Genomic DNA, 18,391 nt, shown 5'->3' on the forward strand with positions numbered 1-18,391 from the left:
AACCGAGGAGGAACGCAATGGACACTTCCGTCGTCATCGCGGGCGCCGGTCCCACCGGGCTGATGCTCGCCGCCGAGTTGAGGCTGGGCGGGGTCGACGTCACGGTGCTGGAGCGGCTCGCGGAGCCCACCGGCGAGTCCCGCGGGATCGGCTTCACCCTGCGCACCATGGAGATCTTCGACCAGCGTGGACTGCTGCCTCGGTTCGGCGAGATCGAAACGAGCACCGCAGGGCATTTCGGCGGCATCCCCGTGGACTTCGGCGTGCTGGGCGCTGTGCACGAAGCCGCGCGCGCCGTGCCGCAGTCGGTCACCGAGTCGGTGCTCGCCGCGCGGGCCACGGAGCTGGGCGTCCGGATCCTGCGGGGCAAGGAGATCACCCGACTGGAGCGGTCGGACGAGCAGGTCACCGTCTTCACCGCGGACGGCACGGCGGTGACCGCGCGGTACCTCGTCGGCTGCGACGGCGGCCGCAGCGCGGTGCGCAAGGCCGCGGGGTTCGATTTCCCCGGCACACCCGCGACCACCGAACTGTTCCTTGCCGACCTGCGCGGGGTGGAGCTGCCGCCGCGGATGACCGCGGAACAGGTGCCCGGCGGCATGGTGATGACGGCGAAGCTGCCGGGCGGGATCCACCGGATCATCGTCGGCGAGCGCGGCGTACCCCCGCAGCGGCGCGCGGGCCCGCCCTCGTTCGAGGAGGTCGCCGACGTGTGGAAAAGACTCACCGCGACCGACATCTCGCACGCCGAACCGGTGTGGGTCAGCGCTTTCGGCGACGCGGCGCGAGCGGTCACGGAGTTCCGCCGCGGCCGCGTACTGCTGGCGGGCGACGCCGCGCACGTGCATCTCCCCGCGGGCGGTCAAGGCATGAACACCGGCATCCAGGACGCGCTCAACCTCGGCTGGAAGCTGGCGGCCGTGGTCCGCGGCACCGCGCCGAAGTCCCTTGTGGACACCTATCACGACGAGCGGCACGAGGTCGCCAGGCGACTGCTCGCGAACGTCCGTGCGCAGAGCTTGTTCATCCTCGGGGGTGAGGAGGTCGCGCCGGTCCGCGAGGTGCTCAAGGAGCTGGCCTGCCATCCCGAGGTGGCCCGCGATCTCGCGGAGCGGGCGAGTGGGCTCGACATCCGCTATCCGGCGGGGACGGGCCACCCGCTGCTCGGCGCCCGGATGCCGCAGCTGGCGCTGACGAGGACAGGCGGGCCCACCACCGTCTTCGAGCTGCTGCGCCGCGCCCGCGGGCTGCTGCTCGACCTCGAGGACAACGCCGCGTTGCGGCACCGGGCCGCGAGCTGGACGGACCGGATCGACGTCGTCACGGCGTCGGCCACCGGGATCGAACCGGCCGGAACGTCGGCGGTGCTGATCCGCCCGGACGGCTACGTCGCCTGGGCGGCACCCGGCAGCCACCACGACCTGACCTCGGCCCTGACCCGGTGGTTCGGGCCCGCACGGTGAGAACGGACGAAGGGGAACCAATGCACAGCAGCTTGATCGTGGCGAAGATCGCGTCCGGCTCCGCGCAGTCGGTGGCGGATCTCTTCGGGGAGTTCGATCGCGGGGAGATGCCGCATCGGATGGGCACCCGCAGGCGTCAGCTCTTCGAGTACCGCGGCCTGTACTTCCACTTGCAGGACTTCGATTCCGACAACGGCGGACGGCTCATCGAGGAGGCGAAGACCGATCCGAGGTTCGTCAAGATCAGTGAGGATCTCAAGGCGCACATCGAAGCCTACGACCCGAAGACGTGGCGCTCCCCGGCCGACGCGCTGGCCACCCGGTTCTACTCGTGGACGGCGTCATGAGCACGCCGGAGCGCCGTGTCGTCGTGACCGGGATCGGCGTCGTGGCCCCCGGCGGGCTCGGCGTCAAGAACTTCTGGAACCTGCTGACCGACGGCCGGACGGCGACGCGTCCCATCACCCAGTTCGACGCGAGCAAGTTCCGGTCGCGGGTCGGGGCCGAAGTGGACTTCGACCCGGAACTGGCCGGTCTGAGCCCGCAGGAGGTGCGGCGAATGGACCGTGCCGCCCAGTTCGCCGTCGTCGGGGCGCGGGAGGCCATCGCCGACAGCGGGCTGGAGTTCGCCTCGCTGCCCCCGGAACGCACCGGAGTGACCATCGGCAGCGCGGTCGGCGCGACGATGGGGCTGGACCAGGAATACCGCACGGTCAGCGACAGCGGCCGGCTCGACCTGGTCGACCACACCTACGCCGTACCGCATCTCTACAACTACCTGGTGCCGAGTTCGTTCGCGGCCGAGCTGGCGTGGGCCGTCGGCGCGGAGGGGCCGAGCACGGTGGTGTCGACCGGCTGCACCTCGGGGCTCGACGCGGTCGGGCACGCGGCGGAGATCCTGCGCGAGGGCTCGGCCGACGTGATGGTGGCGGGTGCGACCGACGCGCCCATCTCGCCGATCACGGTGGCCTGCTTCGACGCCATCAAGGCGACGACCCCGCGCAACGACGAGGCGGAACACGCGTCCCGGCCGTTCGACGCGAGCCGCAACGGTTTCGTGCTCGGCGAGGGGGCGGCCGTGTTCGTCCTGGAAGAGCTGGAGAACGCACGACGGCGCGGAGCGCGGATCTACGCCGAGGTGGCCGGGCACGCGAGCCGCTCGAACGCCTTCCACATGACCGGGTTGCGGCCCGACGGCAGGGAGATGGCCGAGGCCATCCGGGTCGCGCTGGCCGAGGCCGAGGTCGACGGCACGGAGATCGACTACATCAACGCGCACGGATCGGGCACCAAGCAGAACGACCGCCACGAGACGGCGGCGTTCAAACGGGCGCTGGGGGAGCACGCGTACCGCACTCCCGTCAGCTCCATCAAGTCGATGGTGGGCCACTCGCTCGGCGCGATCGGGTCGATCGAGATCGCGGCGTCCGTGCTGGCGCTGACGAATGACGTCGTCCCGCCGACGGCGAACCTGCACATCCCTGATCCCGAGTGCGATCTGGACTACGTGCCGCTGACGGCGCGCGACCACCGGATCGACGTCGTCCTCTCGGTCGGCAGCGGGTTCGGCGGATTCCAGAGCGCGGTCGTGCTCACCGACCCCTTCCGGCGGCGCCCATGACCACGGCCGTCGTCACCGGCCTCGGCGTCGCCGCGCCGACCGGACTCGGCGCCGAGCCGTACTGGGCCGCCACGCTCGCGGGCCGGTCGGCCATCGGCCGGGTCACCCGGTTCGACCCGTCTGGCTACCCGGCTCGGCTCGCCGGCGAGATCAGCGGGTTCGCCGCCGAGGAGTACCTGCCGAGCAGGCTGCTGCCGCAGACCGACCGGATGACCCGCCTCGCGCTGGTCAGCGCCGACTGGGCGTTCGACGACGCGGGAGTGCGGCCGGGCGAGCTCGACGAATACGCGGGCGGCGTCATCACCGCGAGTCATTCCGGTGGTTTCGAGTTCGGGCAGAACGAGCTGAAGGCGCTGTGGAGCAAAGGCGGACAATACGTCAGCGCGTACCAGTCCTTCGCCTGGTTCTACGCCGTCAACAGCGGGCAGATCTCCATCCGGCACGGCCTGCGCGGGCCGAGCAGTGTGGTGGTCAGCGATCAGGCGGGTGGGCTGGACGCGGTCGCGCAGGCGCGGCGGCAGATCCGCAAGGGCACCCCGCTGGTGATCGCCGGTGCCGTGGACGCCTCGATCTGTTCCTGGGGCTGGGTCGCGCAACTGGCGGGCGGGCGGCTCAGCACCGCTGACGATCCGGCGAGCGCGTACCTGCCGTTCGACTCCCGCGCCCGCGGTCACGTACCCGGCGAGGGCGGCGCGCTGCTCGTCGTCGAGGACGCGGAGTACGCGCGGCAGCGGCAGGCGCCCCGGATCTACGGTGAAATCGGGGGTTACGCGGCCACGATGGACCCCAAACCGGGCAGCGGACGGCCGCCGGGCCTGCACCGGGCGATCACCCTGGCGCTGACGGACGCCGGTCTCGAACCGTCCGATGTGGACGTCGTGTTCGCCGACGCCGCCGCCGTGCCGGAGCTGGACCTGGCCGAGGCCAACGCGATCGCCGAGGTGTTCGGTCCGGCCGGAGTCCCGGTGACGGCACCGAAAACCGCCACGGGACGGCTGTACTCCGGTGCGGCGCCCTTGGATCTGGCCACGGCGTTCCTCGCGGTACGGGACGGGGTCATCCCGCCGACCATCAGCAGTTCACTCGCCGACGATTACGAACTCGATCTGGTCACCGAGGCCCGGCCCGCGCCACTGCACACCGCGCTCGTCCTGGCGAGGGGCGTCGGAGGTTTCAACGCGGCCATGGTCGTGCGCCGCCACGAATCCGGAAACTGAGGGGAAGAAAAGGTTCATGTTCACACTCGAAGACCTCAAACGCGTCCTGCGGGAAGGCTCCGGCGAGACCGACGATCTCGACGGGGAGATCCTCGACGTCGAGTTCGAGGCGCTCGGTTACGAATCGCTGGCCCTGCTGGAAACCACGAGCCGCATCGAACGAGAGCTCGGGATCGTGCTGGACGAGGAGGCGGTGGCGCTCGCGAACACCCCGCGTGCCCTCGTCGACCTCGTCAACGCCCAGCTCCCGTCCGCCAGCCTGCCGGGCTGATCCCGGCCATCTCCCACGGACAAAGGAGGAACACATGACCGACACGAAGGTCGCACTGGTCACCGGTGGCACCAGCGGAATCGGGCTGGCGTCGACGAGGCTGCTGGCCGAACAGGGGCACCGGGTCTTCCTGTGCGCCCGTGACGAACAGGCCGTCGCCACCACCGTGAAGCAGCTGCAGAACGAGGGACTCGACGTCGATGGCACCTCGGCGGATGTGCGCTCCGGCGAGGAGATCTCCGCGCTGGTGCGGGCCGCCGTCGACCGGTTCGGCACGATCGACGTGCTGGTGAACAACGCCGGCCGCAGCGGCGGCGGGGTCACCGCCGACCTCGCCGACGAGCTGTGGTTCGACGTCATCGCCACCAATCTGCACAGCGTGTTCCTGATGACCAGGGAAGTGCTGAACGCGGGCGGAATGCGGGCCAAGAGCCGGGGCCGGATCATCAACATCGCCTCGACCGCCGGCAAACAGGGCGTGGTGCTCGGCGCGCCCTACTCGGCTTCCAAACACGGCGTGGTCGGTTTCACCAAGGCACTCGGCAACGAACTCGGCCCGACCGGGATCACCGTCAACGCCGTCTGTCCAGGCTATGTGGAAACCCCGATGGCACAAGGGGTTCGCGCCGGTTACGCGGCGGCTTGGGACACCAGCGAGGACGCGGTGCTGGAGAAGTTCCAGGCGAAGATCCCGCTCGGCCGCTACTCGACACCGGAGGAGGTCGCCGGTCTGGTCGGCTACCTGGCCTCCGACGTCGCGGCTTCCATGACCGCGCAGGCCGTCAACGTCTGCGGCGGTCTCGGCAACTACTGACCCGACGGGACATCAGGAGGACGGACATGAGCGAACGCGAATCGAAGCACGAGATCACCGTCGAGGCGCCCGCGGCCGACGTGTACCGGATGCTGGCCGAGGTCGAGAACTGGCCGCGGCTGTTCCCGCCCTCGGTGTACGTCGACCGCGTCGAAACCGACGGGACCCACGAGCGGATCCGGATCTGGGCGACCGCGAACGGCGAGCCCAAGAACTGGACCTCGCGGCGCGAGCTGGATCCGCGGGGCCTGCGGATCGCCTTTTGGCAAGAGGTCTCTTCCCCGCCCGTGGCGCAGATGCGCGGGACGTGGGAGGTCGAGCCGCTGGGACCGGAGAAGACCCGGCTCCGGCTGCTGCACACCTTCCGCGCGATCGACGACGATCCCGAAGGCCTGGCGTGGATCGAGCGCGCGGTGGACGACAACAGCAACGCCGAACTGCCGGGGCTGAAGGACGCCGTCGAACTGGCCATGAGCACCGGGGAGCTGACGCTGTCGTTCACCGACTCGGTCCGCGTCGAAGGGTCGGCCAAGGACGCCTACGACTTCGTGAACGAGGCGGGGCTGTGGGCGGAGCGGTTGCCGCACGTGGCGTCGGTGCAATTGACCGAAACCACGCCGGGCCTGCAGGTGCTGCGGATGGAGACGCTGACCGCGGACGGTTCGGCCCATGTGACGGAATCCGTGCGCGTGTGCTTCCCGCATCACCGGATCGCCTACAAGCAGACGACCTTGCCCGCGCTGATGGCCTTGCACACCGGCCGGTGGGAGTTCGAGGAGGACGCCGCCGGGTTCACCACCGTCAGCTCCCAGCACACGGTGATCCTCGAGGCGGAGAACATCGGCAAGGTGCTCGGCCCGGACGCCGGCGTGCCCGAAGCGCGCGCGTTCATCCGGGAGGCACTCGGCACCAACAGCCGCACCACCCTGGGCTATGCCAAGGGCTACGCGGAAGCGCGGCGCTGAGCCGATGTCTTCCCCAGGTCTCGACACCGACGTGCTCGTGGCCGGCGCGGGCCCGGCCGGACTGCTGCTGGCGGGCGATCTCGCCGGGGCGGGCGTCCGGGTCACGGTCGTGGAGCGGCTGACCGCGCCCGCGACCGAATCGCGGGCGTCCACTGTGCACGCCCGCACGATGGATCTCCTCGCCGAGCGGGGGATTCTCGGCAGGTTGGGGGAGCTGGCGAGCGGCGGGCCCGGGCATTTCGGCGGGATCCGGCTCGACCTCACCGCCGCCGACCCCACCCATCCGTACGCGGGGCAATGGAAGTGCCCGCAGGCGAAACTGGAGGCGGTGCTCGCGGACCGGGCCACCGGACTCGGGGTGCGGCTGTGCCGGGGCCTGCGGGTGACCGGCCTGGCCGACGAGGGCGACCACGTGCTCGTCGAGACCCGCGCCGAGGACGGCGCGATCCGGCCGTTCGCCGCCGCGTACCTCGTCGGCTGCGACGGTGAGCGGAGCACCGTTCGCGAGCTGGCGGGATTCGACTTCGCCGGGACGTCCGCGACCAAGGAGATGCTGCGCGCGGACGTCGACGGCATCGACGTGCCGAACCGCCGCTTCGAACGCCTGCCCACCGGGATGGCGACCGCGGCCCGGTGGCCGGACGGCAGCACCCGGGTGATGGTCCACCGGTACGGCGCCACCGCGGGAGACCGCGTGGGCGAGCCGGGTTTCGACGAGGTCGCCGAAACCTGGGAGGAGGTCACCGGTGAGCACATCGGAAACGGGAAACCGTTGTGGCTCAATGCTTTCGACAACACCGCCAGGCAGGTCACCGAGTACCGGCGAGGCCGCGTCCTGCTCGCGGGCGACGCCGCACACCGTCAGATGCCTGTGGGCGGGCAGGCCTTGAACCTCGCCCTGCAGGACGCGGCGGCCCTCGGCGAACTGCTCACCGGCCCGGACCTCGACGCCTACCACCGCGAGCGCCACCCCGTCGGCGCCCGCACGCTCACCAACATCCGGGCGCAGGCGCTGCTGCTGCTCGGCGGGCCGGAAGTGGAACCGGCCCGGGAACTGTTCACCGAGCTGATGCGCCACGACGTCGTGCAGGCGCATCTGGCGAGCATGATCAGCGGCCTGCCCGGGCCGCGGCACACCCCGACCGAAAAGAGGAACAGTATGGGCAGGCTCACCGACAAGACGGCGCTGGTCACCGGTTCCAGCCGGGGTATCGGTCGCGCCACCGCGTTGCGGCTGGCCGAGGAGGGCGCCCTCGTCGCCGTGCACTACGCCGCGAACGAGGACGCCGCGCGGGAAACCGTGACCCTGATCGAGAAGGCCGGCGGGCGGGCGTTCCCCGTCCGGGCGGAACTGGGCGTGCCGGGTGACGTGCACGAACTGTTCCTCGGCCTCGAACAGGGCCTCAAGGAGCGCACCGGCGAGACCGCGCTCGACATCCTGGTGAACAACGCCGGCGCCACCACCCCGACGGGTATCCCGCCGGAGGAGGTCACACCCGAGGACCTCGACAAACTGTTCGCTGTCAACGCCAAGGCGCCGTTCTTCATCGTGCAGCGCGCGCTCGGCCTGCTGCGCGACGGCGGGCGCATCGTCAACATCTCGTCCGGGCTCACCCGGTTCGCCAACCCCGGTCAGGTCGCCTACTCCATGTCCAAGGGGGCGATCGAACAGCTCACGCTGCATTTCGCCCGGCACCTCGCGCCGCGCGGCATCACGGTCAACACCGTCGCGCCCGGGATCACGAACAACGGCGGCCCGATGTTCGACATCCCCGAGGCCGTCGAACAGATGGCGCAGCTGTCCGCGTTCGGACGTGTCGCCGAGGCCACCGACGTCGCCGACGTCGTCACTTTCCTGGCCACCAAGGAAGCCCGCTGGGTCACCGGTTCCTTCGTCGACGCCAGCGGCGGGACGCTGCTCGGTTGAGCGGCGGGAGAGGCGGTTCGCGATGACCACAGTCCAGGAGCAGGCGGAAACGACCCCGCTGGACGAATTGGACCAGCTGAAGGAACGCAGCAGGCTCGGCCCGGATCCCCGTGCGACGGAACGCCAGCACGCCAAGGGCAAACTCACCGCGCGCGAACGGATCGAGCTGTTGCTCGACCCCGGTACGTTCACCGAGATCGAACCGCTGCGGCGGCACCGGGCCACCGGATTCGGGCTGGAGGCGCGCCGTCCCTACACCGACGGCGTCGTCACGGGCTGGGGCCTGGTCGGCGGCCGGACGGTGTTCGTCTACGCGCACGACTTCCGGATCTTCGGCGGCGCGCTCGGTGAGGCGCACGCGCAGAAGATCCACAAGATCATGGACATGGCGATCACCGCCGGCGCCCCTCTGGTCTCGCTCAACGACGGGGCGGGCGCCCGGATCCAGGAAGGTGTCTCGGCGCTCGCCGGGTACGGCGGGATCTTCCGCCGCAACACCCGGGCGTCCGGGGTGATCCCGCAGATCAGCGTCATGCTCGGCCCGTGCGCGGGTGGCGCCGCGTATTCGCCGGCGCTGACCGATTTCGTGTTCGCCGTGCGGGACATCTCGCAGATGTTCATCACCGGGCCGGACGTGGTCCGCACGGTGACCGGCGAGGACGTGAGTCACGACGGGCTGGGTGGCGCCGACGTCCACGGCGGGGTGTCCGGAGTGGCGCACTTCGTTTACAGCGACGAGGAGAGCTGCCTGGCCGACGTGCGCTTCCTGCTGTCGATCCTGCCCGCCAACAACCGGGAACTGCCGCCGTCGGAGCGGACCGGCGACCCGGCCGACCGCCGCGCGGACGCGCTGCCGGGGCTGGTGCCGCAGGACGGGAACAAGGCGTACGACGTCCGCGACGTGCTCGCCGAGATCGTCGACGACGGCGACTTCCTGGAGGTGCACGCGGACTGGGCGCGCAACCTGGTCTGCGCGCTGACCCGGCTTGACGGCCAGGTCGTCGGCGTGGTGGCGAGTCAGCCCGCGGCGCTGGCCGGTGTCCTCGACATCAGCGCCAGCGAGAAGGGCGCGCGGTTCGTGCAGTTCTGCGACGCGTTCAACATCCCGTTGCTGACCCTGGTCGACGTGCCCGGGTTCCTGCCCGGTGTCGACCAGGAGCACCAGGGCATCATCCGCCACGGCGCGAAGCTGCTCTACGCCTATTGCAACGCCACCGTTCCGCGGATCTCCGTGGTGCTGCGCAAGGCTTACGGCGGGGCGTACATCGTCATGGACTCGCTGTCGATCGGCGCCGACCTCGCGCTCGCGTGGCCCGGCAACGAGATTGCGGTGATGGGCGCGGAGGCCGCCGCCGACGTCGTGTTCCGCCGCGAGATCGCCGGCGCGGAGGACCCTCGGGCCATGCGGGAGCTGAAGATCAAGGAGTACCGCGAGGAACTCGTGCACCCGTACTACGCGGCGGAACGTGGTCTCGTCGACGACGTGATCGACCCGCGTGACACCCGGCGAGCGGTCATCGGCGGCTTCGCGATGCTGCGGCGCAAAGCCGACGACCTGCCGCGCCGCAAGCACGGCAACCCGCCGCAATGAGCGCGCCGGCGTACCTGCGGGTCGAAAAGGGCAGCGTCGACCCGGCCGGACTCGCCGCACTGATCGCGGTTCTGCGCGCCCGCCGTGCCCCGGCCGCCGACCGGCCCGCCCGTCCGTCCGCGCACTGGCGCCGGCTCGAACGGGAGCCCGGCTTCGACGACCCCCGCGCCTGGGCCGCCTCCGCATCCTGACCAGCGAAAGGACTGACATGGACGTCGGACTGCTGTTCGACCTGCGCAACCCCGCTGAGTGGGAGCGCCCGTGGGCGAGCCACTACGCCCGCGCCCTGGAACTCTGCGAGGAAGCCGATCGGCGGGGCGCGGGCGGTGTCTGGTTCACCGAGCACCACTTGTTCGACGACGGCTACCTCCCGCAGCCGCTGACGTTCGCGGCGGCTGCCGCGGCCCGCACCCGTGACGTGCGCATCGGCACCGCCGTCGTCCTGCCCGCCCTGCGCAAGCCTGCCCAGCTCGCGGAGGAGGCCGCGCTGGTCGACCTGATCAGCGGCGGCCGGCTGGAGCTGGGGCTCGGCGCGGGTTACCGGGTGCCCGAGTACGAGCTGTTCGACACCCCGTTCGAGGGCCGGTTCGCCCGTACCGGCGAGGTGATCGCGGAGGTCCGCAGGCTGTGGGAGGAGGGCGGGATCACGCCCGGTCCGGTGCAGCGGCCGGTCCCGCTGTGGGGTGGGTTCTACCGCCCGCGCGGGGCACGGCTCGCCGGTCGGCTCGGTATCGGGCTACTGCACATCTCGCACGAGCTGTACCCGCATTACGTGCGGGGCCTCGAAGAGGGCGGGCACGATCCGGCGACCGCGCAGGTGTCCGACCTGCTGCCGGTCCTGCTGGCGGACGATCCCGAGTCCGCCTGGGCGCGGGTGGCACCGCATCTGGCGCACCAGATGAACTCCTACCGTCAGTTGTCGGTGGAGGGGACGGACCTGCCCCGGCCGCCGCTCGTCACCCCGAAGGAACTGCGGCACCGGCCCGCGGACGGGTCGTGGGGAATGCTGGAGATCCTCACCCCGGAGCAGGCGGCCGCCCGGATCCACCGGCGGACGGCCGGCCTGCCACTGCGGCATCTGATCTTCTGGGCGAGTATCGCGGGGATGCCGGACGACCTGGTCGTCCGGAACATCGAGCTGGTCAGTGAACACCTGCCGCCGTTGCTGGAGAAGGAGTTCGCGACCGACCCGGTGGTGAGCGGTGGCTGAGCGGACCACCCGTACGCCGTGGGGGCTGTTGCCCGTCCTCTCGGGCAACATGATCCTCGATGCGATCGAGGTGTCGATCGTCCTGCTCGCGCTGCCCGCCATCGCGTCCGATCTGGACAGTCCACTGTGGATGACGCAGTGGCTGATGAGCGGGTTCGCGCTCGGGTTCGCGGCGATGCTGCCCGCCGGGCCGATGCTCGCGGCACGGTGTGGCAGACGGCGTACGTATCTCGGGGCACTGGTGGTGTTCGTGCTCGCCTCGCTGCTGGGCGGGCTCAGCGGCAGTATCGCGGTTCTCATCGCGGCACGGGTGGTGAAAGGATGCTGCGCGGCCCTGACCGCGCCGGCCGGACTGGTCGTGATCGGCACGGTGTTCCCCGAGGGACCCCGGCGGCGCCGTGCCGTGGCGATCTACTCGATGTTCGGCGCGGCCGGGTTCACAGCGGGCCTGTTGCTCTCCGTGCTGTTGCTCGCGGCGGGCTGGCGCTGGGTGTTCCTGTTCCCCGCGCCGGTCGCGCTGGTCCTGCTGGTCGCCGCCTGGCGGACGCTGCCCGGCGACGACGACGGTCCCGTCGCGGTGCGGATCCCGTTCTCGTTGCTGCGTAACGGAAGCCTGGTCCGTTCCGCGATCGGCGCGGCCACGCTCAACGGCGCGTACGTCAGCCTGCTGGTGCTGATTTCGTGGCGGTTGAGCGGAGTCCGGGACTGGCCCGCTTGGCAGATCGCGCTGGGGCTGCTGCCCGCTTGCGTGCCCCTGCTGGTCCTCGTGCCCTTCTCCGGCGCGCTCGTCGCGCGGTTCGGTACCGCCCGGCTGGTGGCAGCGGGCGCGGTGGTGACGCTGGCAGGGGAGCTGTTGTACCTCGCCCGGCCGTCACCGGAGGCCTACCTCACCGGACTGCTGCCGGTGTTCCTGCTGGTGGAAGCGGGATTCGTGCTGTCGTTCGCGGCACTGAACATGCAGGCGGTCTCGGCCGTGGCGGCCGAACTGCGCCCGGTGTCCGTCCCGCTCTATCAGACAGGGGTCCAGCTCGGCGGCGTGCTCCTGTTGCCGCTGGTGACGTGGCAGGCGGACGGTTCACCGCTGATCGTGGCGGCCGGTCTCATCGGCGCCGTGGCCGCTTTCGGCGGGACACGGGCAGGACGAAGGAAGGTGTTGTCGTGACCGTTGTCCCCTTGCGCCTGGTGGTGTTGATCGGCAGCGTGCGGGACGGCCGGTTCGGCCCGACCGTGGCCCGCTGGTTCGCGGAGCGGGCGGGCGAGCACGGGGCGTTCGAGGTCGACGTCGTCGATCTTCTGGACTTCCCGCTGCCGCTGGTCATGCCCGAACCGGGCCATCACCCCGACCCGGCGACGGCCCGCATACTCGACGGATTGACCGCGCGGATCCATGCGGCCGACGCGTTCGCCGTCGTCACTCCGGAGTACAACCACACGGTTCCCGCGGCCCTGAAGAACGCCATCGACTGGATCTTCGGCGCCTGGGCGGCGAAACCGGCGGCGTTCGTCTCCTACGGCGGTATGGGCGGCGGCCTGCGCGCCGTCGAGCACCTGCGCGGGATCTTCGCCGAACTGCACGCGGTGAGCGTCCGCGAATCCCTGAGCTTCCACAACCCGTGGGGCACCTTCATCGACGGCGAGCCACCCGACCACGAGGCCGCGGCGGTCGCCGCGAAGACCATGCTCGACCGGCTGCGCTGGTGGGGCGAGGCACTGCGCGCCGCCCGCGCCGAGCGTCCCTACGTCTGCTGACCGCTCCCGGCGTGGCGATCGTGCCGCCGGTGCCCGGGATTTTCGAGCCCATCGATGTTCCCGGACCCGCTCATCGGCGGCGCACCGCGCCGGGCAGTCGGAATACCAGCGCGATAAGGGCCATCGTGGGCCCCGTGACGCCCGCCGCCCGGCCGCCGGTCGCGTACCACTGCGGGTCGGCTGTGCCGAGGACCACCGTGACCCCGCAGGCAAGCAGCACCGTTCCCAAACCCGCTACCAGTACTACGCCGATCCAGTGAAGTGCTGTCACGTACGCGGGTTCGCCGTGGTTCCGTCGTGTGGCTCCCATGTTGTTCTCCCTTCGCGCTGGCATGGTCTAAGCGTGGTCGGCGGATGGGCCGCGGCGAGGGCTCAGCGAAGCGTTCGCCCGCCACTGCGCGCTCGACCTGGCAAAGTTCCGAAAACTTCGCCGATGCCGGGCGAAGTCCGCAGGACGGAGGCTGGATGAACCGCGGTAAGGACAATGCCCGGCCGGGCTGGGCGGGCCACCTCGACGACCTGTTCGCTCGGCTCCGCGTGGGAGTCCGTAGGTCGCAGCGGGATGTGGCCGCGCGGGCGGGCATCTCCGAGACCTACCTCAGCGAGGTGTTCAAGCGGCGCAAGACGCCCAGTGCCGACGTCGCCGAGAGGATCGCCGCCGCGCTCGGCGCGGGCGCGGCGGACCGCCGGGCGGCGCGGTACTACGCGGACAACGCCCGCTCCGAACCGAGGCCGACCGGCCGGACCGAGCCGACCGTGTTCCGGGTGGAGGCGTTCCCGCTCGCCACGCCTGGTGCGCCGCGCGCCGGCACGTTCGCGCTGAGCCACCTGCTGGCCGCCCGCAACCGGATCGTGCCGTTCACCGGCAGGGAGGCCGAGTTGGCGGCGCTCGCCGAGTGGCTGGCAGACCCGAGCCCCGGCGTGCACGTCAAGCTGGTGCACGGTCCGGGCGGGCAGGGTAAGAGCAGGCTCGCGGCCGAGTTCGCGATGAACGCCGCCGACGACGGTTGGACCGTGGGTCAGGCACGCCACCACACCGACCTCGCGCCCGAAGGTCCCGCCCTGAGGAAAGCCGGACGCAAGCTGTTGGTGGTGGACTACGCCGAACGCTGGCCGCTCGCCGACCTGCTCGCGCTGGTGGACGGGCTGCGCCAGGACGGCAACACGCATTACGTGCTCCTGCTGGCCCGGCCGGCGGGCGGCTGGTGGCAGTCGCTGTGCTACACCCTCGCCGAGCGGGACCTCGTCGCCGACCAGCTCGTGTTGCCACCGCTGGCCGCCACCACCGCCGACCGGCAGGTCGTGTTCCGTGCCGCGCGGGACCGGTTCGCGGGCCTTCTCGGCCTCCCGGATCCGGACGCGGTGTCGGTTCCGGCGCGGCTCGGCGAAGCCCCGTTCGGGCTGGCCCTGACCTTGCTCATGGCGGCGCTGACCGCCGTGGACGCGCGAGTGCGGGGCGTCGAGCCGCCGCAGGACCCGGCGGAGCTGTCCGCCTACCTGCTGGCGCGCGAGCGGCACTACTGGCGGTCGCTCTACGAGCTGCCCGCCGGCCAGGCGATCTCCACGACCCCGGAAGTGATGGCGCAAACGGTGTTCACGGCCACCGTGGCACGCGCGATGTCGTATTGGCCGGCTGTGGCGGTGCTCGAGCGCGTGGGTATCGCGTCGTCACGGGAATCGGCGGGGCAAGTACTGCGTGACCATGCCCGCTGCTACCCGCCGACCGACTCGGCGACCATGCTCGAACCGCTCTACCCGGACCGGCTCGCCGAGGACTTCCTGGCCCTCCAGACACCTGGCCACGGGCTCGACGGGCACGTGCCGGACCCGTGGGCGAGTGGCGTGGCGCTGATCCTGCTCGCCCCGACCGACGACGGGCCTCCCGACTACGCACGGGCCGGGCTCGCGATGCTCGTGGAGGCCGCGCAGCGCTGGCCGCACCTCGCCGAGGCCCAGATCTCCCCGCTGTTGCGCGCGCACCCGGAGCTGGCGCTGGCCGCCGGCGGTGTCGCGTTGACGGCACTGGCACACAATCCCGCGATCGGCACGGACGTGCTCGCGGGCATCGAGCCGCTGCTGCCCGAACACCGCCACGTGGAACTGGACGCGGGGGCCTGTGCGCTGGTCGAACGACTGGCCGCCGCACGCCTCATCGAGACCAGCGACCTGGTGGAGCGGGCGAACCTGCGCCAGAACCTCGGCTGGCGGCTGGTGCTGGCGAGCCGCTACCAGGAGGCGCTGGCGGAGTTCGAGCAGGCGCTCGACGCGTACCGGGTAGCTGCTCGCGGTGACCGCGAATCGGCGTTGGTGCCACTCGCCGGCACTGTCGAGTACATCGGCACCTGTCTCGGGGAGCTGGGCCGGTTCGCGGAGGCCTCGCCGTTCGTCGTCGAGGCGGTGGAACTACGCCGCGAACTGGTTCGGGCGGACCCCGGACAGCACCGCGGCGGCCTCGCGCGGACGCTGATGAACCTCGGCCGCTCGCTGGCCGGCGAACAGCGGTGGGCGGAGGCGACCGAGGCCGCCGAGGAAGCCGTTGAGCTGCTGCGGGCGTTGGCAGGCGAGCACCCGGAAGAGTATGAGCACGTGTTGGCGCTGGCGTTGAACAACCTCTTCAGCGACCTGTCTTCGCTCGCCCGCAAAGAGGAGGCGAACGCCGTGCTCGGCGATGCGGTCGACCTCTACCGGCGGCTGGCCGCGGCCGATCCGGCGCGGCACGAGCCGGAATTCGGCCAGGCGCTGGTGAACCTGAGCCGGTCGGAGGTGCCCGCGCGGACCGCTTTGGCGGCGGCCATGGAGGCGGTGGAGATCTACCGGCGACTCGCACCCGGCCCGTTCGACCCGATGCTCGCCGCCGCGCTGGCGACCTGCGTCAAGCTGCACTCCGCGCTGGGCGAGAAGACGGAAGCCGTCGCGGTCGCGGAGGAGTCCGCCGAGGTGTTCCGCCGGCTGACGCCGGTCGACCGGATGGCACACGCCCGTGAGTTCGGCAGGATGCTGATCCTTTTCGGGGCGCAGTTGGGGGAGCTGGGCGAGTACGAGCGGCAGGCCGAAGTGCTGACCGAGGCGGTGTCCTGTCTGCGGGCCGGGCGGCAGTCGACGGAGAACGAGGTGCTGCTGGCCAGTGCCCTGCGCGGCCTCGGGATGGCGTTGGCGGCGCTGGGCAGGCGGGCGGAGGCGGTTGCCGCCTGCCAGGAGTCGGTCGCGCTGCACCAGGGCCTGGCTGCTGAAGACCCCGTCGAGTACGAGGCTCCGCTGGCGAATGTGCTGGCAGACCTGGGACTGCGGTTCGCGGATGTCCACCGGTGGGAGGAAGCGTTACAGGCCAACCGGGAAGCGGCCTACCTGTTCGAACGGCTGGCGCAGGCGGACCCCGACAAGTACGCGGGCGACGTGGCGCGGGTGCTGACCAACACCAGCATGACGTTGTCCGGCTTGGAACGGCCGGACGACGCGCTCGCTGCGGGGCAGCGAGCCAGAGTGGCCTACGAGCGGCTCGCGGCCGTCGACCCGGACTACGAACCGATGTACGCCACGGCTTTGCACAACGTCGGAGCGATGCTCGACGGGCTCGACCGGACGCGTGAGGCGCTGGTGCCGACCGAGCGCGCGGTCCGCATCCGCCGGAGGCTCGCCGAACAAGACCCAGTGCGGTACGGGCCGAAGCTCGCCGCCACCCTGAACAACGCGGCGACCATGCTGTCGACGCTGGGGCGGCCGGACGATGCGCTCGCGTCGAACACCGAATCCGTCGTGTTGTACCGGAAACTGGCCCGGCTGCGGCCCGCCCTGTTCGAGGTGGAGCTGGCCCGCACGCTCTACGTCGCGGCGAAGATCCGGGTAGAGCACGGCCAACGGCTGGACGAGGCGCTCGAGGCGGCGGAGGAATCGCTGCGAGTTCTGGGAGGCCTGACCGCGGCCGTGCCCCGACTGGTGGACAGCATCCGGATCAAGGCGCTGGCGACGAAGGCCCAGGCTCTGCTGGGGCTGAATCGGGTGGACGAGGCGGTGGGAATCATCGACACCCTCCGGAAGGGCGGATTCGCCCCATAAGCCCTCCCGTTGCTTCACATGGTTGAGTCCCAGAGGCGGCGATCCCCGACAGCCACACCGTCCTGGTCTGCGGCTCGAAATCCGTGATGTAGCGTTTCGCCGGATTCGACGCCGCCGCCAGGTAGTTCCCACTTCTGCCAGGGAACGGCCTGGGCAGTCCGCAAGAAGGCGGACGGCACCTACGAAAGCACCCGGGTCGGCGAGTTCCCGCTCGACGCCACCACGTTCGGCACCGATCAGAACGGCGAGCTGTACCTGGCCGACGAACGTCCCGACGGGCTGAAGCGGATCTCGTTCGCGCGCAAGGGCTGACGAGACTTCCCGGCGGCGTCCGGGGTCTCAGTCCGCCCGGGGCAGCCGGACCTCGACCGTCCAGCCGCCGTCCGCGGCGGGACCCGCCTGCGCCGACCCACCCAGCGCGGTGGCCCGCTCCCGCATCCCGACCAGCCCCATCCCACCGCCACTGTCCGCTTTCGTCCGCTCCCCGGCGGGACCGTTCGTGACGACGAGCGTGACCGTTTCCGGTGAGAACCCGAGTCGCACCGCGCGTGCGGCGCCAGGAGCGTATTTGGCCGCGTTCGTGAGCGCCTCCTGCGCGGCGCGGACGAGGGTGTGCGCGACACCGCCGCCGAGCGGACCCGCGGTGCCTGCCACCTCGAAGGACGCCGCCTCGCTCGCGCACAACGCGGCCAGGGTCTTTTCCGGCGGCAAGGCGTCCTCGCGCAGTTCGTGCACCGCCTGCCGCATCCGCCCGATGCCGTCCACCGCCAGCGACCGCGCGCGGCGTACGGCGTCGCCGGCTTCCGCGTCCCTGCCTTTCGTACCGAGGGCGTCGGCCATGTCGAGCTGCAGGGCGATCCCGGTCAGCGAATGCCCGAGAACGTCGTGCAGTTCCCGCGCGATCCGCGTCCGCTCCAGCAGCGCGGCCTCCCGCGACTCGGACGCGGCCGCACGCCGGGCTTCGGCGGCGGCGCGTTCGGCGTTTAAGAGCGCATCGCGCCGGTCCCGGCGCGCGATGCCGAGCAGCACCGGCAGGCCCACCGAAAGCGCGAGCCACCACGGCCACACGCCCGCGTTCGGCGTCACCGCGCCGACCACCGCGACCGCCACCGCGCAGCAGACGGCGTCGAGGACGGCCACCACGACCGCCAGGGTGCGCGAGGCGAGCTTGATCCCGGCGACCGTGGCGGCGAGATAGGCGAACATCGGCGCGAAGGTGTTCGGGGCAAGAGGCAGGAGCACCGCCGCGGACACGGCGTATCCGCTCGCGAGCAGAAGCCGCGCTCGCTGCGGGATCCGGTCCCACGGCAGGAACGACGCCAGGGCGAAGAGCGTGACGAAGACGAAGAGCACGGTGGTCAGGAGCCGGGCGTGCACCTGCTGGGTGAAGATCCCGACCCCGGTCACGACGATCGCCGCCGTGATCAGGGCGGGCCGGATCAGCCTGTCGGCGACCCATTCGCGGCGGAGCACCGTCGCGTTTCCGGTCATCGGAGCTCCTGAGGGTGGA

At 71.1% G+C, this 18,391-nt stretch carries 16 protein-coding genes; 14 read left to right on the plus strand and 2 right to left on the minus strand.

The genetic code is table 11. From position 1 onward, the window contains the following. Window positions 1-17: 17 nt before the first annotated feature. Genes ACIBTM_RS20020 through ACIBTM_RS20080 form a run of 13 tightly spaced genes read left to right on the plus strand, consistent with a single transcriptional unit; the run spans window position 18 to window position 12,828 of the window. Complete coding sequence (locus ACIBTM_RS20020) at window positions 18-1,463, plus strand: FAD-dependent monooxygenase (RefSeq protein WP_395878563.1); 1,446 nt, start codon at window positions 18-20, stop codon at window positions 1,461-1,463. A gap of 20 nt (window positions 1,464-1,483) precedes the next feature. Continuing rightward, a complete protein-coding gene (locus ACIBTM_RS20025; protein WP_395878564.1) occupies window positions 1,484-1,810 on the plus strand; it encodes a TcmI family type II polyketide cyclase in 327 nt (108 codons plus the stop codon). Next, on the plus strand, window positions 1,807-3,084 hold the full coding sequence (locus tag ACIBTM_RS20030; RefSeq protein WP_395878565.1) for a beta-ketoacyl-[acyl-carrier-protein] synthase family protein: 1,278 nt from the start codon (window positions 1,807-1,809) through the stop codon (window positions 3,082-3,084). Before ACIBTM_RS20025 ends, ACIBTM_RS20030 begins: the two co-directional genes overlap by 4 nt. Then, window positions 3,081-4,301 (plus strand): ketosynthase chain-length factor, encoded by a 1,221-nt coding sequence (locus ACIBTM_RS20035; protein ID WP_395878566.1) that lies wholly within the window; start codon window positions 3,081-3,083, stop codon window positions 4,299-4,301. Before ACIBTM_RS20030 ends, ACIBTM_RS20035 begins: the two co-directional genes overlap by 4 nt. 16 nt (window positions 4,302-4,317) lie before the next feature. After that, the gene (locus ACIBTM_RS20040) at window positions 4,318-4,572 is read left to right on the plus strand and encodes an acyl carrier protein (RefSeq protein ID WP_395878567.1); all 255 of its coding nucleotides are present in this window, start codon (window positions 4,318-4,320) and stop codon (window positions 4,570-4,572) included. 34 nt (window positions 4,573-4,606) lie between these two features. Beyond that, the gene (locus ACIBTM_RS20045; protein ID WP_395878568.1) at window positions 4,607-5,386 is read left to right on the plus strand and encodes an SDR family NAD(P)-dependent oxidoreductase; all 780 of its coding nucleotides are present in this window, start codon (window positions 4,607-4,609) and stop codon (window positions 5,384-5,386) included. Between the two features lie 26 nt (window positions 5,387-5,412). Continuing rightward, window positions 5,413-6,351, plus strand: a complete 939-nt coding sequence (locus ACIBTM_RS20050) for an aromatase/cyclase (protein ID WP_395878569.1) — start codon at window positions 5,413-5,415, stop codon at window positions 6,349-6,351. Window positions 6,352-6,355: 4 nt separating this feature from the next. Then, complete coding sequence (locus tag ACIBTM_RS20055) at window positions 6,356-8,278, plus strand: SDR family oxidoreductase (RefSeq protein WP_395878570.1); 1,923 nt, start codon at window positions 6,356-6,358, stop codon at window positions 8,276-8,278. A 22-nt stretch (window positions 8,279-8,300) separates the two neighbouring features. Further along, complete coding sequence (locus ACIBTM_RS20060; protein ID WP_395878571.1) at window positions 8,301-9,869, plus strand: acyl-CoA carboxylase subunit beta; 1,569 nt, start codon at window positions 8,301-8,303, stop codon at window positions 9,867-9,869. Beyond that, the gene (locus ACIBTM_RS20065) at window positions 9,866-10,060 is read left to right on the plus strand and encodes an acyl-CoA carboxylase epsilon subunit (protein WP_395878572.1); all 195 of its coding nucleotides are present in this window, start codon (window positions 9,866-9,868) and stop codon (window positions 10,058-10,060) included. The genes ACIBTM_RS20060 and ACIBTM_RS20065 overlap by 4 nt, the downstream gene beginning before the upstream one ends. Before the next feature lie 17 nt (window positions 10,061-10,077). Further along, on the plus strand, window positions 10,078-11,079 hold the full coding sequence (locus ACIBTM_RS20070; RefSeq protein ID WP_395878573.1) for an LLM class flavin-dependent oxidoreductase: 1,002 nt from the start codon (window positions 10,078-10,080) through the stop codon (window positions 11,077-11,079). Then, a complete protein-coding gene (locus tag ACIBTM_RS20075; protein ID WP_395878574.1) occupies window positions 11,072-12,241 on the plus strand; it encodes an MFS transporter in 1,170 nt (389 codons plus the stop codon). The genes ACIBTM_RS20070 and ACIBTM_RS20075 overlap by 8 nt, the downstream gene beginning before the upstream one ends. Further along, window positions 12,238-12,828 (plus strand): NADPH-dependent FMN reductase, encoded by a 591-nt coding sequence (locus ACIBTM_RS20080; RefSeq protein ID WP_395878575.1) that lies wholly within the window; start codon window positions 12,238-12,240, stop codon window positions 12,826-12,828. Before ACIBTM_RS20075 ends, ACIBTM_RS20080 begins: the two co-directional genes overlap by 4 nt. A gap of 70 nt (window positions 12,829-12,898) precedes the next feature. Here ACIBTM_RS20080 and ACIBTM_RS20085 read toward each other — a convergent pair whose 3' ends face one another. Then, window positions 12,899-13,138 (minus strand): hypothetical protein, encoded by a 240-nt coding sequence (locus ACIBTM_RS20085; protein ID WP_395878576.1) that lies wholly within the window; start codon window positions 13,136-13,138, stop codon window positions 12,899-12,901. A gap of 155 nt (window positions 13,139-13,293) precedes the next feature. On the opposite strand from ACIBTM_RS20085, the gene ACIBTM_RS20090 reads away from it, so the two are divergent. Then, window positions 13,294-16,881, plus strand: coding sequence for a tetratricopeptide repeat protein (locus ACIBTM_RS20090; RefSeq protein WP_395878577.1), 3,588 nt, complete (start codon window positions 13,294-13,296; stop codon window positions 16,879-16,881). Between the two features lie 339 nt (window positions 16,882-17,220). Here the strand turns inward: ACIBTM_RS20090 and ACIBTM_RS20095 are convergent, their stop codons facing one another. Further along, complete coding sequence (locus ACIBTM_RS20095) at window positions 17,221-18,372, minus strand: sensor histidine kinase (RefSeq protein ID WP_395878578.1); 1,152 nt, start codon at window positions 18,370-18,372, stop codon at window positions 17,221-17,223. Window positions 18,373-18,391 lie beyond the last annotated feature (19 nt).

It is taken from the genome of Amycolatopsis sp. NPDC049868 (assembly GCF_044461365.1).
Lineage (GTDB): Bacteria > Actinomycetota > Actinomycetes > Mycobacteriales > Pseudonocardiaceae > Amycolatopsis.

Bases quoted from the DNA above. Each gene is read 5' to 3' on its own strand.
- ACIBTM_RS20090 (WP_395878577.1), top strand. From the start codon at position 13,294: ATGAACCGCGGTAAGGACAATGCCCGGCCGGGCTGGGCGGGCCACCTC.
- ACIBTM_RS20055 (WP_395878570.1), top strand. From the start codon at position 6,356: ATGTCTTCCCCAGGTCTCGACACCGACGTGCTCGTGGCCGGCGCGGGC.
- ACIBTM_RS20020 (WP_395878563.1), top strand. From the start codon at position 18: ATGGACACTTCCGTCGTCATCGCGGGCGCCGGTCCCACCGGGCTGATG.
- ACIBTM_RS20040 (WP_395878567.1), top strand. From the start codon at position 4,318: ATGTTCACACTCGAAGACCTCAAACGCGTCCTGCGGGAAGGCTCCGGC.
- ACIBTM_RS20085 (WP_395878576.1), bottom strand. From the start codon at position 13,138: ATGGGAGCCACACGACGGAACCACGGCGAACCCGCGTACGTGACAGCA.
- ACIBTM_RS20050 (WP_395878569.1), top strand. From the start codon at position 5,413: ATGAGCGAACGCGAATCGAAGCACGAGATCACCGTCGAGGCGCCCGCG.
- ACIBTM_RS20070 (WP_395878573.1), top strand. From the start codon at position 10,078: ATGGACGTCGGACTGCTGTTCGACCTGCGCAACCCCGCTGAGTGGGAG.
- ACIBTM_RS20035 (WP_395878566.1), top strand. From the start codon at position 3,081: ATGACCACGGCCGTCGTCACCGGCCTCGGCGTCGCCGCGCCGACCGGA.
- ACIBTM_RS20095 (WP_395878578.1), bottom strand. From the start codon at position 18,372: ATGACCGGAAACGCGACGGTGCTCCGCCGCGAATGGGTCGCCGACAGG.
- ACIBTM_RS20045 (WP_395878568.1), top strand. From the start codon at position 4,607: ATGACCGACACGAAGGTCGCACTGGTCACCGGTGGCACCAGCGGAATC.
- ACIBTM_RS20065 (WP_395878572.1), top strand. From the start codon at position 9,866: ATGAGCGCGCCGGCGTACCTGCGGGTCGAAAAGGGCAGCGTCGACCCG.
- ACIBTM_RS20060 (WP_395878571.1), top strand. From the start codon at position 8,301: ATGACCACAGTCCAGGAGCAGGCGGAAACGACCCCGCTGGACGAATTG.
- ACIBTM_RS20025 (WP_395878564.1), top strand. From the start codon at position 1,484: ATGCACAGCAGCTTGATCGTGGCGAAGATCGCGTCCGGCTCCGCGCAG.
- ACIBTM_RS20030 (WP_395878565.1), top strand. From the start codon at position 1,807: ATGAGCACGCCGGAGCGCCGTGTCGTCGTGACCGGGATCGGCGTCGTG.